17 protein-coding genes are annotated in these 12,308 nt (G+C 69.4%); 2 read left to right on the top strand and 15 right to left on the bottom strand.

Annotation, left to right across the window (positions count from 1 at the left end; genetic code table 11):
- Window positions 1-72: 72 nt before the first annotated feature.
- The 5 genes from WC971_00735 to WC971_00715 all read right to left on the bottom strand — a co-directional run bounded on the left by WC971_00735 (window position 73) and on the right by WC971_00715 (window position 3,557).
- Window positions 73-279, bottom strand: coding sequence for a cold-shock protein (locus WC971_00735; GenBank protein ID MFA5843335.1), 207 nt, complete (start codon window positions 277-279; stop codon window positions 73-75).
- A 120-nt stretch (window positions 280-399) separates the two neighbouring features.
- Window positions 400-1,149 (bottom strand): hypothetical protein, encoded by a 750-nt coding sequence (locus WC971_00730; protein ID MFA5843334.1) that lies wholly within the window; start codon window positions 1,147-1,149, stop codon window positions 400-402.
- A gap of 46 nt (window positions 1,150-1,195) precedes the next feature.
- Entirely contained in the window at window positions 1,196-1,831 is a 636-nt protein-coding gene (locus WC971_00725) for a response regulator transcription factor (protein ID MFA5843333.1), read from the bottom strand.
- Complete coding sequence (locus WC971_00720) at window positions 1,828-2,892, bottom strand: response regulator (protein MFA5843332.1); 1,065 nt, start codon at window positions 2,890-2,892, stop codon at window positions 1,828-1,830. The genes WC971_00725 and WC971_00720 overlap by 4 nt, the downstream gene beginning before the upstream one ends.
- 83 nt (window positions 2,893-2,975) lie before the next feature.
- Window positions 2,976-3,557: an isochorismatase family protein gene (locus WC971_00715; protein MFA5843331.1), complete on the bottom strand. Its 582-nt coding sequence runs from the start codon at window positions 3,555-3,557 to the stop codon at window positions 2,976-2,978.
- Window positions 3,558-3,658: 101 nt separating this feature from the next.
- On the opposite strand from WC971_00715, the gene WC971_00710 reads away from it, so the two are divergent.
- Entirely contained in the window at window positions 3,659-4,009 is a 351-nt protein-coding gene (locus WC971_00710) for a class II SORL domain-containing protein (protein ID MFA5843330.1), read from the top strand.
- Window positions 4,010-4,022: 13 nt separating this feature from the next.
- Here WC971_00710 and ruvB read toward each other — a convergent pair whose 3' ends face one another.
- The 7 genes from ruvB to WC971_00675 form a co-directional block, all read right to left on the bottom strand.
- Complete coding sequence (ruvB, locus tag WC971_00705) at window positions 4,023-5,063, bottom strand: Holliday junction branch migration DNA helicase RuvB (GenBank protein MFA5843329.1); 1,041 nt, start codon at window positions 5,061-5,063, stop codon at window positions 4,023-4,025.
- 17 nt (window positions 5,064-5,080) lie between these two features.
- Window positions 5,081-5,665 carry a Holliday junction branch migration protein RuvA gene (gene ruvA / locus WC971_00700; GenBank protein MFA5843328.1) on the bottom strand — a complete coding sequence of 195 codons (585 nt, stop codon included), beginning with the start codon at window positions 5,663-5,665 and terminating at the stop codon, window positions 5,081-5,083.
- Window positions 5,662-6,171: a crossover junction endodeoxyribonuclease RuvC gene (gene ruvC / locus WC971_00695; protein ID MFA5843327.1), complete on the bottom strand. Its 510-nt coding sequence runs from the start codon at window positions 6,169-6,171 to the stop codon at window positions 5,662-5,664. Before ruvC ends, ruvA begins: the two co-directional genes overlap by 4 nt.
- A gap of 62 nt (window positions 6,172-6,233) precedes the next feature.
- On the bottom strand, window positions 6,234-6,989 hold the full coding sequence (locus WC971_00690) for a YebC/PmpR family DNA-binding transcriptional regulator (protein ID MFA5843326.1): 756 nt from the start codon (window positions 6,987-6,989) through the stop codon (window positions 6,234-6,236).
- Between the two features lie 17 nt (window positions 6,990-7,006).
- Window positions 7,007-7,585: a pyridoxal 5'-phosphate synthase glutaminase subunit PdxT gene (gene pdxT, locus WC971_00685; protein MFA5843325.1), complete on the bottom strand. Its 579-nt coding sequence runs from the start codon at window positions 7,583-7,585 to the stop codon at window positions 7,007-7,009.
- A 23-nt stretch (window positions 7,586-7,608) separates the two neighbouring features.
- Entirely contained in the window at window positions 7,609-8,508 is a 900-nt protein-coding gene (gene pdxS / locus WC971_00680; GenBank protein ID MFA5843324.1) for a pyridoxal 5'-phosphate synthase lyase subunit PdxS, read from the bottom strand.
- Window positions 8,509-8,631: 123 nt separating this feature from the next.
- On the bottom strand, window positions 8,632-9,675 hold the full coding sequence (locus WC971_00675) for a DUF3048 domain-containing protein (protein MFA5843323.1): 1,044 nt from the start codon (window positions 9,673-9,675) through the stop codon (window positions 8,632-8,634).
- An 80-nt stretch (window positions 9,676-9,755) separates the two neighbouring features.
- Between WC971_00675 and WC971_00670 the strand changes: the two genes are divergently transcribed.
- Complete coding sequence (locus tag WC971_00670) at window positions 9,756-9,974, top strand: hypothetical protein (GenBank protein ID MFA5843322.1); 219 nt, start codon at window positions 9,756-9,758, stop codon at window positions 9,972-9,974.
- Here WC971_00670 and lgt read toward each other — a convergent pair.
- From lgt to WC971_00655, 3 genes are read right to left on the bottom strand one after another with little or no spacing between them, the layout of a single operon-like run.
- A complete protein-coding gene (lgt, locus tag WC971_00665; protein ID MFA5843321.1) occupies window positions 9,971-10,774 on the bottom strand; it encodes a prolipoprotein diacylglyceryl transferase in 804 nt (267 codons plus the stop codon). The genes WC971_00670 and lgt overlap by 4 nt on opposite strands.
- Before the next feature lie 2 nt (window positions 10,775-10,776).
- A complete protein-coding gene (locus tag WC971_00660) occupies window positions 10,777-11,670 on the bottom strand; it encodes a M48 family metallopeptidase (GenBank protein ID MFA5843320.1) in 894 nt (297 codons plus the stop codon).
- A gap of 3 nt (window positions 11,671-11,673) precedes the next feature.
- Complete coding sequence (locus WC971_00655) at window positions 11,674-12,240, bottom strand: LemA family protein (protein MFA5843319.1); 567 nt, start codon at window positions 12,238-12,240, stop codon at window positions 11,674-11,676.
- Between the last annotated feature and the right edge of the window lie 68 nt (window positions 12,241-12,308).

Genomic DNA, 12,308 nt, shown 5'->3' with positions numbered 1-12,308 from the left:
TCCCCTCCCGTCCTCTCTCATGAGAAAGGCGGCCCCGTGGGGCCGCCTTCCCGGCATATCCGTTGTCGGCGGCTACTCCGCGCGGCGGACGTTGCTCGCCTGCAGCTTGCCGTTCTGGCCGGTGGTGATGTCGAACGACACAGCCTGACCCTCGTCGAGGGTCTTGAAGCCCTCGCCCTGGATCTCGGAGAAGTGGACGAACAGGTCCTCTCCATCCTCCCGGGAGATGAAACCATAGCCCTTGTCCGGATTGAACCACTTGACGGTACCTTCAGACATGCTCGCACATCCTTCCGCCCCGACGTGCGGGGTCACACCCGCGCGACGTCTGCGGGCCCTGTGCCCGCACGGGAAAATGGTAGCACAAGGCAAGGGACGCAAGAACGGCGCGACGGTCCCCTACTCGACGGCGCTTCGGCCTTGCCTCTTCAGCGCCAGGACGAGTGTCCCGACGGCGGCTGCGAGCGCCACGCCGAGCACCGAGAGCAGGATGTCCATGGTCGACGTCCTGCGGGCTTCGGCCGCGGTCTTCGCGCCACCACGGACGTACTTCGCGTGGACGGGCACTCGGTCGCCGGTCTTCGGGAAGAGCGGCTGCAGCGTGTAGAGCAGCTCTCCGGCCTGGTTGAGCTGCGGAGCGCCGGCGGAAGCTGGTGAGACGCGCACGGAGCCAGCACGACCCGGGAGGCGGACGGACAAGGCAAGCTGTGAGCAGGGCGTCGTCTGCACCCATTCGAGCGTGGCGCTCGCGCTCGTGCCGCGCACGTCGATGGGACGGTAGGTCGCCTCGTACTGGGCGTCGCGATACTTCGTGAGCCGGATGACTATCTCGGGCCCCCCGGAACCGCGCACCACGTCGTACGTACGCGTCTCGTCGAGGGATCCGTCACCACCGTCGAGCTCGCCGACCCAGGTGATCTGCGCGTCCGCCGGCAGCGGCATCCGCACCGTCGCGGGAAGCGCCACCGTATCGGGCAGCTTCAGGCCGACGATGATGACGGAGCGCCCGGGCTCGCCTTCCGGCCAGAACTGCACGTCGAGTGGCACGCGATCGGAAGCCGCGGCCGCGGCGGAGGCTGGGATCGGCGCGGCCAGCGCGGCGACGAGCGCTACGAGCGCGAATGCGGCGGCGAGACTCTTGCGGGACACGTGCATGGCTGCTCCCTGACGGCGGCGCGAATCGCCCGTCAGCGTATCACAGCAGCCCCTTGCGCATCCCTATCGCGACGGCGTGCGCGCGGTCCTTGGCGCCTAGACGCGCGAATGCACGCGAGAGGTGCGTCTTGACCGTCTCGACCGTCACCCCGAGGTCGCGGGCGATCGACTCGTTGGTCAAGCCCTTAGCGGCGAGACGGAGCACGTCGAGTTCCCTGCGCGTGATCCGCACCTCGGGCTCCTCGTTCCCCGACCGGTGCATCGCCTTGGTGAGCAGGTGGCCGCTCACGCCGGGATCGATGTGCGCGAAGCCGGTGGCGACCCGGTGCACCGCGGCTCTGATCTCGTCCGCGGAGTCGCCCTTGAGGACGTAGCCCTTAGCGCCGCGGCGCAGCGACTCCTGCACGGTGTAGGCGTCGTCCGCGACGGTGAGCATCATGACCCTCGCGGTCGGCACGATCTCGAGCACGCGGCCGATGAGGTCGAGACCGCTCTCGGACGCGAGCTGCACGTCGAGAAGGACGACGTCGGGGCTGGTCCGCTCGACCTCGCGCAGCGCCTCCGTGATGTTCCCCGCGGTGGCGACGACCTCCATGTCGGGATCGCCGTCGAGCAGCGCTCGGATCCCCTCGAGCACGAGGGGATGGTCGTCGACGACCATCACGTGCACCGTCATGCCGCCTCACCCTTCCGGATCGGCAACCATACCTCCACGCTCGTACCCGCTCCCGGCGTCGAGACGAGCTTCGTCGACCCTCCGACCGCCTCGATCTTCTCCCGCATCCCGGCGAGACCGAAGTGCCCCTCACCAGGCAGGACCGTCACGCGCTCCGGATCGAACCCGACACCGTCGTCGGAGACGAGAAGGCTCACCCCCGCGTCGTCTTGCTCGAGAGAGAGGGTCACGCGCGAAGCGCGCGCGTGGCGCACGACGTTGAAGACCGCCTCCCGGGCGACGCGGTAGAGCATCGTCGCCTCCTCCTCCGACAGACCCTGGACGATGTCGGGACCGTCGACCTCCGCCGTCAGCCCGCCCGTCTCCGCGAGCGAACGCGCCTCGTCCTTGATGAGACCGGCGACGTTCCCCGAACGCAGCGGGAGAGGGCGCAGGCCCTTGATGATCTCGCGCCCGGCAGCGAGCGCGTCGTCGATGCCGACCTTGACTCGCCCCGCGCGCTGGCACATGTCGTCGGGGATCCCCGGCAGGCCGCAAGCCTCTTCGATCCACAGTCGCGTGGCGACGAGAGGCTGGAGGAGCACGTCGTGGACGTCGGCGGCAAGGCGGGCGCGCAGGTCCTCCTCGGTGCGGATGAGGTCCCGCACCAGGTGGGCCGCCTCCTCCCTCCGGTACTCCAGCTCGCGGACGAGCTCGCGCACGCGCAGCGCCGTGTGGATGCGCGCCCGGAGTTCCGCGAGATCGAACGGCTTGGTGATGTAGTCGTCCGCGCCCGAGCGCAAAGCTTCGACCCGCTTCGCCGCGTCGCTGAGCGCGGTGAGCATCAGCACCGGAATGGAGTCGTTCCCCGGGTCGCTGCGCACTGCGCGGCACACCGCGATGCCGTCCATGCCCGGCATCATGATGTCGAGCAGCACGAGGTCCGGTCGGTCGTCCATGACGACGCGCAGCGCGACGTCACCGTCGCCGGCCGTCAGGACCTCATGACCGTCCGCACTCAGCACATCGTGAAGGAACGACTGCAGGTCGGTGTCGTCGTCGACCACAAGAACGCGCGCCACGTACACCTCCTAGGGACGGCACACCAGGTAGGTACCCGAGACGCGCCGTGCGTCACGCACGCGTCGACGAGCCCTCGGTGGATTCAGGCGTTCTTGACGAGGCGAAGGACCGCGCGGAACTCGTCGGTGCCGGCGCGCCCGAGCGCCTCGTAGATCGCCGCCTCGGTGGTCGTCACGGTCACGCCCGCTGCCCGCAGGCGGTCGAGCGCCACGTCGTGGTCGCGCCCGCGGCGCGAGCAGCAGCCGTCGGCGAGCACGTGGACGAGCATGCCGACGGAGTGCAGCGCGAGCGCGGTCTGCGCCACGCAGATGTGCGTCTCCATGCCGGCGATGACGATGTGATGCCGGCTCGTGGCCGCCAGCGCATTCGAGAACGCGACCTCGCTCGCGCAGCAGAAGTGCATCTTGTCGACGCGCAAGACCTCGGTCCCGGACGCTTCCGCTTCCGCGAGGACCTCGGCTACGCGCGGCGTGAGATCGCCGATACCTTCGGGGTTCTGGCGCGTGACGACCAGCGGGGCGCCGAGCACGCCAGCCGCTCCCGCGAGCAGCGCGACGGCCGACTCGACCTCATCGCGGCGCTCCATCGCAGCCGCGAGGCGCTCCTGCACGTCGACGACGACCACGACGAGTTGGTCGCCGCGGATGATGGTGGGTGCGGGCATGGGTTTCCTTTCGTCGCGTGCGTCCGAGAGCGCGGCCTCAACCACGGATGATATCCGACTTCGGGTACATACCGGGACATCCCAGGAGAAAGGAGCCCGACATGTCCGACGCACCAGTGCTCGCCCCCATCAACCTGGTGGCCGACCTCTCGGCCGCCGGTGATTTCGAGAAGAAGCACACCCCGCACATCGACGTCGCGGACGCCGGCGAAGGCAAGAAGACCGTGACCGTGACGGTCGGCTGGGGCGTGCCCCATCCGAACCAGCCCGACCACTGGATCACGTTCATCGAGCTCTACGCGTCAGACTCGCCGATCGCCCGCTTCGACCTCTCGCCCGTCGCGACCGACCCCGTGGTGTCGGTCGTCGTCGCGCTCGACCCCGGCACGGTCATCCGAGCCGTCGCGAACTGCAACCTGCACGGCCTGTGGGCGGCCGAGGTCGGGGTGTAGGGAGGGACGGATCTCAGAACAGCCCGGTCTGCCCCTCTTCCGGCATCCGCAGGCCGAGGTGCTCGTACGCGCGCGGCGTCGCCTGTCTCCCCTTCGGCGTGCGCTGGATGAAGCCGAGCTGCAGCAGGAACGGCTCGTAGACGTCCTCCAGGGTCTCGGGCTCCTCGCCGACCGAGGTCGCTAGCGTGTTCAGGCCGACCGGCCTTCCCGAGAAGCGCTCGACGAGCGCGGATAGTATCGCCTGGTCCATCTTGTCGAGGCCGACGTGGTCGACCTCGAAGAACGCGAGCGCTTCGGCGGCGACGTCCTCGGTGACCGTCCCGTCGTGGCGCACCTGCGCGTAGTCGCGCACGCGCTTGAGCAGGCGGTTCGCGAGCCGTGGCGTGCCGCGGCTGCGGCGCGCGATCTCGCCGGCGCCGGCGGCGTCGATCGTGACCCCGAGGATCGCGGCCGAGCGCGTCACGATCGCGCGCAGGTCCTCCACCGCGTAGTAGTCGAGCCGGAACGACATGCCGAAGCGGTCGCGCAACGGCCCGGTGAGCAGCCCGGTGCGCGTCGTCGCGCCCACGAGCGTGAAACGCGGCAGGTCGAGACGGAGCGAGCGCGCCGCCGGCCCCTTGCCGATCACGACGTCGATGCGGTAGTCCTCGAGCGCCGGGTAGAGCACCTCTTCGACCGTGCGCGAGATGCGGTGGATCTCGTCGATGAAGAGGACGTCCCCCTCCTCGAGGTTCGTGAGGATGGCGGCGAGATCGCCCGGGCGCTCGATGGCCGGGCCGGACGTCGTCTTCATGGCGACGCCGAGCTCGGCGGCGATGACTCCCGCGAGCGTCGTCTTCCCCAGCCCAGGCGGGCCCGAGAGCAGCACGTGATCGAGCTGCTCGTCGCGGCCCTTCGCGGCCTCGATGAGCACGCCGAGGCTCTCCTTCACCTTGTGCTGGCCGAGGTAGTCGGCGAGACGCTTGGGACGCAGCGTGCGGTCGATCTCGAGGTCGTCGGGCGTGTAGCGCGCCGAGACGAGGCGTTCGCTCTCAAGGTCGGCGGACCCGTCCACGCGCCCCTCCTCCCCACTCACCGGCCGGACCCCAGGCGCTTGAGCGCGTGACGCAGCAGCTCCGCGTCGCCCGCACCCGCCGGGGCCTCGCGCAGCGCGGCGGCGGCCTCCGCGGCCGAGAAGCCCATACCGAGGAGTGCGTCCCGCGCGCCGGAGAGCGCGTCGGACGCACTACCTCTCACAGCTGAGGGCCCGACGCCGGCGTCGAAGCGGTCCTTCAACTCGATGATCAGACGTTGCGCGGTCTTCTTCCCGATGCCGGGCACCGACGACAGCAGCGCGACGTCCTCGCCGGCGATGGCGCCGGTGAGCGCCTCGGGGTCGAGGGATGAGAGCACGGCGAGCGCGACCTTCGGGCCCACTCCCGAGACCGAGATGAGCAGCTCGAAGAGCTCGCGCTCCATCACCGACTCGAAGCCGAAGAGCGAGAGCTCGTCCTCGCGCACGTGCAGGTAGGTGTGAAGGGTGACCTCGTCGCCCTCCGCGGGCAGAGCTGCAAGCGAGCTCGTCGACATCGCGAGCTTGAAGCCCACGCCGCCGACCTCGACGATGCACCACGACGCCGTCTTGTGGGCGACGCGTCCGGTGAGGAAGGCGATCATCGCGCGCCTCCCGCGGCTGCGCGGACGCGGTTGCGCGCCACGCGGCTGTTCGCGTGGCAGATCGCGACCGCCAGCGCGTCGGACGCGTGATCGGGCTTCGGCTCGCTTCCTAGCCCGAGCAGCGCGCGCACCATGTACGCGACCTGGCCCTTGTCCGCGGCGCCGTTGCCGACGACCGCGAGCTTCACGGCGGCAGGGGCGTACTCCTCCATCGGAAGGGCGGCGTAGGCCGTCGCGAGCAGCGCCGCCCCGCGAGCGTGGCCTGTCGCCAGCGCGCTGCGCGCGTTCCCCTTGAGGTAGACGCTCTCGACGGCGCACTCCTCGGGACGATGCTCGGCGATGAGTGCGACCAGCGCGTCGTGGATGGCCTTCAGCCGCGCCGGAAGGCTCTCGGAGGGGGTGGTCCTCACGCAACCGTAGTCCACGCAGCGCAGCCGGTTCCCGGTGACCTCGACGAACCCCCAGCCGGTGTCGGCGAGGCCGGGGTCGATACCGAGGATGATCACCTGCGCTCCCCTCGCGTGACGGCGGGTGAATCGAACGTATGTTCAGTGTAGCGCCACGTCCGTCACGCGTCGAGCGCGGTCGCGATCTCCTCGGTCATCTCCATGTTGTGGTAGACGTCCTGGACGTCGTCGGACTCCTCGAGCGTGTCTACCAGGCGCAGGACCTTCTTCGCGGTCTCGACACTGACGGCGACCGGCGTCACCGGCCGCATGGACAGCTCGGCTCCGCGCACCGCGATCCCCGCCGCCTCGAGCGCGTCCTTCACCCGCAATACCTCGCCGGGCGCGGTGACGACGACGTACTCCTCGTCGTTGTCCTCGAGGTCGTCCCCTCCCGCGTCGGCGACGGCGAGCAGGAGCTCCTCCTCGTCCGGGGCGCCGGCCCTGTCGATCACGATCTCGCCCGTGCGCTGGAACTGGAAGGCGACGGCGCCGGTCGCGGCGAGGTTGCCTCCCGCCCGCGTGAAAGCGCTGCGGACGTCGGCGGCCGTGCGGTTGCGGTTGTCGGTGAGCGACTCGACGTAGATCGCGACGCCGCCCGTGCCGTAGCCCTCGTAGATGACCTCCTCGTAATCGGCGCCCGCGCCCGCTGCGAAAGCCTTGGCGATGGCTACCTCGATCTTGTCCCTCGGAAGGCTGTACGACTTCGCCTTGGCGATGGCCGCGGCCAGGCTCGCGTTGTTGTCCGGGCTCGGGTCGCCTCCAGCCCTGGCGGCGACGGTGATTATGCGCGACAGCTTGCTGAACAACGCGCTGCGCTTCGCGTCCTGCGCCGCCTTGCGGTGCTTCGTCGTCGCCCACTTCGAATGTCCGGACATGGCGAGTCCCCTCCGGGTCAGGAGCCGATGACGGTATCGAGGAAGTACCTGTGCACGCGCGGGTCGCCCGTGAGCTCGGGATGGAACGCCGTGGCCATCACGCTCCCCTTTCGAGCGGCGACGATGCGGCCTTCGTGCGAGGCGAGCGTCTCGACTCCCTCGCCGGCGCGCTCGATCCACGGCGCGCGGATGAAGACGCCGCGGAACGTGCCTCCGGGCAGGTGCGCGAAGTCGAGGTCCGCCTCGAAGGAGTCGATCTGCCGCCCGAAGGCGTTGCGGCGCACGGCGACGTCGAGCAGCCCGAGCGATTCCTGGCCGGGCACGCTGTCGAGGACCTCGTCGGCGACGAGGATAGCGCCGGCGCACGTACCCCACACGGCCATGCCCGCACCGGCCTGCTGGCGGATGGGATCGTAGAAGCCGTACGAGACCATGAGCTTGCCGATCGCGGTCGACTCGCCTCCGGGGATGACGAGCCCGGTGAGGTCGCCGAGCTGCTCGGGAAGACGCACGGCGAGGGCCGAGACGCCGAGCGCCTCGAACGTCATGATGTGCTCCCTGAACGCGCCTTGCAGCGCGAGGACGCCGACACTCACGCTATCGGCCCCCGTCCGCCACGCTACCAGCCACGTTCCTGCATGCGCTCCGAGTCCGGGATGTCGGAGATGTTGATGCCGACCATCGGCTCGCCGAGGTCGCGGCTGACGCGCGCGATGATGTCGGCGTCCTCGAAGTGCGTCGTCGCCTCGACGATCGCCTTCGCCCGCTTCGCTGGGTCGCCGCTCTTGAAGATGCCGCTGCCCACGAAGACGCCGTCGCAGCCGAGCTGCATCATCAGCGCCGCGTCGGCGGGCGTGGCGATCCCTCCCGCGGAGAAGTTCACGACCGGCAGCCTGCGGTTCTCGGCGACCCACTTCACGAGCTCGTACGGCGCCTGCAGGTCCTTCGCGGCCGCGAAGAGCTGCTCGCCGCGGACCCCGGCTACCCACGCGATCTCGTCGGTCACGGCCCGCATGTGGCGGACGGCCTCGACGACGTTGCCCGTGCCCGGCTCGCCTTTGGTGCGCACCATGGCGGCGCCTTCAGCGATCCGGCGGAGCGCCTCTCCGAGGTTGCGGCACCCGCACACGAAGGGCACCGTGAAGTCCCACTTGTTCACGTGGTGCTCCTCGTCGGCCGGCGTGAGCACCTCCGACTCGTCGATGTAGTCGACGCCGAGCGACTGTAGGATCTGCGCCTCGACGAAATGGCCGATGCGGCACTTCGCCATCACCGGGATGCTCACGGCAGCGACGATCTCGGTGACCTTCGTCGGGTCGGCCATGCGCGCGACGCCGCCCGCGGCCCGGATGTCCGCCGGGACCCGCTCGAGCGACATGACCGCGACGGCGCCCGCGTCCTCGGCGATCTTGGCCTGCTCGGCGGTGACGACGTCCATGATCACGCCGCCTTTGAGCATCTCGGCAAGACCGGTCTTGACGCGCGATGTGCCGGTCGCGTTCTCACTGCGCTCGCTCACGATGCTCGACTCCTCGGGGACGGGGACATTGTCGTCCCTGGACGAACGGGGCTTTGACCTTGAGATTCTACCCGCGCCCGGAACATGGTTCAACCGAGACCGCGCGCGTCCGCGGCAAACCGCTCACCGCGTCGAGATGTTGACCGAGGTGGGAAGGACCTGGACCCAGGTCGTCCCCGGGCTCAGCCTCAGCAGAGTCCCGTCCTCGGCGCGCAGGACCGGCGGGGCGGAGGCGCCCGCCGACCACGTGCCGTCGTATCGGCGGCCCATCCGGAAGACGGCGACCCTGCCCGAACCGGTGAGACGGATCTCGAGCGTGGGGTTGCCGAGCCGGTCGCGGACCGTCTGGTCGATCCGCGTCCACAGCACGATGACGTTCGTCGCACGGTATTGGCGGCGCGTCTCCTTGTCGATGTGCGGACGTCCGTCGATCGAGCGCAGGTACGACTTGCTCGAGGCGTCCCATGCCCACTGGACCCGGTTGTCGGGCGCGAACGGGACCTCGATCGCGGCGACCGGACTCGTCGCGGGCGCGGTCGCGCGCTCGAAGGCGAACGGCGTCACGGACTGCGTGGCGGAGAAGCCCTTCCGCCGCGCGAGGGCGCGAAGCCGAACGATCGAGAGGTACATGTTGTGCGGCATCGACCGAGCGCTGCTGCGCCAGTACGGCGAGGGGTTGAAGTACTGGTCGAGGTCCTGGACGTGCAGGGCGCGAAGGCGCCGGATGACGCCGGAATTGCCTCCCACGTGGGCGAAGAGCGCCCCGTACTGCGGCACGATGTTCGTGTCCGACAGGCGCGCGCTGCGCACCGGACCGACGACCGCAGGTGCCTTCGACTGGAAGAGCGCGTTGAACCGCGTGATGCCGCCCTCGGTGAGCGTCTCGTAGACGACGTCCGCCTGGTCGAGCCCCGTCTGCGGGCGCGCCGGGCGCGAGTTCTCGATCTTCACCGAGACGACCCGCGCGTGAGTGGACGCCTCGTCCGGCGCGGGCAAGCCCGTCAGCGGCCAGCGCGGCGGCTCGGCGGGACGCTCGACGACGCGCTCGCGTTCCGCGCGCGGCCAAGGGGAGCCGATGGTCGCCTTCTTCGGCGCGGCGCAACCGGGCACGAGCAGCAGGATGGCGAGCGCGAGCGCGCTCGAGACTCGGGTCGTGGAGCGGGTCATTCGGCGATGCCTCCTTCATGTGTCGTCCAGCAGGATACACTAGAGGAGCGAAGCTTCCGCGCCCTGCTCCGGACCGGACGGTGGACATGCCCTGCTACCTGCTGCACATGATCGAGCAACCCGACGATCGGCAGTACGCGGACCCCGACGTCAAGGACGTCGTCGGCACGTTCCCGCAGTTCTACTGCGCTCACTGCGACCCGGCGAAGCGTCTGCGGGCGAGCGAGGGCGTCCGCTGTCTCGACCGCGAAGCTCCCTGCTGGAAGGCGCCCGACCGCATCTGCACGGACGACAGCTAGACCGCGTCCTTCTCGCCCTCGCGCCGGACGCGCACGAGGAGCCACAGGCCGACGGCGACCATCGGAACGCTCAGCAGCTGCCCCATCGTCACGCCGCCGAAGAGGAAGCCCAGCTGAGGGTCGGGCTCGCGCACGGTCTCGACGAGGATGCGGAAGACGCCGTAGAGCGTGAGCAGCCATCCGAGCATCTCGCCCTCGGGTCGTTTGCGCCGCGCGAGCAGCAGCACGACCGTCCAGAGGACGGCCCCCTCCAGCAGCGCCTCGTAGAGCTGTGAGGGATGGCGCGCCAGCGGACCGCCTCCCGGGAAGACCATCGCCCACGGAGCCGCCGAGACCCTCCCCCACAACTCGCCGTTGACGAAGTTCGCCAGGCGGCCGAAGAGGAACCCGGCCGGCGCGCCGACCGCGCCGACGTCGCACAGGCGCAGGAACGACACGGGCAGGCGCCCCTTGCGCGTCATCCACACGCCCGCGAGCAGGATGCCAGCGAGCCCTCCGTGGAACGACATGCCGCCGTCCCAGATAGCGAAGACCGACAGCGGGTCGCTCAGGTAGTCGCGGAGTCCGTAGAACAGGACGTATCCGAGCCGTCCGCCCGCCACGACGCCGATGATCGCGGCGAGGACGATCGAGAGTTCGTCGTCGACACCGATCCCGAGCTCCCAGCGCCGGTCGAGGATGTGCAGCACGACGTACGCCGCCACGAAAGCCGCGACGTACGCGAGGCCGTACCAGCGCACGACGAACGGCCCGAACCGCGCGAGCACGGGATCGATGTCCGGGTACGTCCAGACCGCCACGACTACATCGCCTCGAGCCGGCGGATGCGATCCTCGATGGGCGGATGGGTGTTGAACATCGCGTTCGTGCGGCCGCCGATGTCCTTCAGCGGGTTGTAGATCCAAAGCGACGCCGTCGCCTTGTTCGCGACCGAGAGCCGGTTGGTGTCGGCCGCGATCTTTCGCAACGCACTCGCGAGACCGTCGGGATACCGGGTGAGGAGCGCACCGTTCGCGTCGGCGAGGTACTCGCGCTTGCGCGAGATCGCCATCTGTAGCATCACCGCGACGAGCGGCGCCAGTATCGCCAACACCAGTCCGAGCACCATGAAGACCGCCTGCACCTGCGCGCCGCCCTCCTCGCTGCTGCGGCGCCGGCCGCCGCCCCACCAGAAGCTGCGCAGCAGCCAGTCCGAGAGCAGCGCCACGGTGCCTGCGAGCACCGCCGCGAGGGTCGAGACGAGCGTGTCGTAGTTCTTCACGTGCGCGAGTTCGTGCGCGATGACGCCCTCGAGTTCGAGACGGTCCAGCTTGCTCACGAGACCCGTCGTGACGGCGATCGCGGCGTGCGCGGGGTCGCGTCCGGTCGCGAACGCGTTGGGCGCGGGGTCGTCGATGACGTAAGCGCGCGGCATGGGAAGCCCCGCGGCGATGGCGAGACCCTCGACGGTGTTCACCACGTAGGGCTCGGTCGCCTTGTCGACGGGACGCGCGTGACTCATCGCCAGCACGAGACGGTCGGAGTACCAGTACGACCCCCACGCCATGGCGAACGCGACGCCGAGCGCGAGCGCGAACCCGCCCCAGCCCCAGTTCGTCGCTCGCCCGAAGACCCATCCGAGCCCGAGGACGAGCGCCACGAAGACCGCGACGATCGCCACGCTCTTGAACTTGTTCGAGGATATCTGGTCGTACATGAGCTAGAACTGGACCTTGACCGGCTCCTTGGCGGCGGCCTCGATCTCGAAGTAGTCGCGCTCGGCGAAGCCGAACATGCCGGCGAGCAGGTTCGTCGGGAACGTCTGGGTGGCCGTGTTGTAGCTCATGACCGAGTCGTTGTAGAACTGGCGCGCGTACGAGATCTTGCCCTCGGTCCCGGCCAGCTCCTCCTGGAGCATGAGGAAGTTCTGGTTCGCCTTCAGGTCCGGATAGGCCTCGGCGACCGCGAACAGCGACTTCAGGGTCGACGACAACATGTTCTCCGCCTGGCCCTGGTCCTTCACGTTCTGGGCGTTCATCGCCATGTTGCGGGCCTCGGTGACCTTCTCGAGCGTCTCCTTCTCGTGCGACGCGTAACCCTTCACCGTCTCGACGAGGTTCGGGATGAGGTCGTAGCGGCGGCGCAGCTGCACGTCGATCTGCGACCAGGCGTTGTCCACGCGGTTGCGCAGGACGACCAGCCGGTTGTAGATGCCGATCACTCCGGCCAGGCCGATGACGATGAGCACCAGGATGATCCCGATGCAGCCGAACACCACCTGAGACATGTTTCCTCCTCGAACTCGAGAGCTCCGTCGTCGAGACGAGCCCGGCCGAGCGCCTACGCTACACTTGG

Source organism: Coriobacteriia bacterium, assembly GCA_041658765.1.
Taxonomy (GTDB): Bacteria; Actinomycetota; Coriobacteriia; order Anaerosomatales; family JBAZZO01; genus JBAZZO01.
Note: the sequence above shows the minus strand (reverse complement) of the source record. Positions and strands in the feature narration are given on the sequence as shown.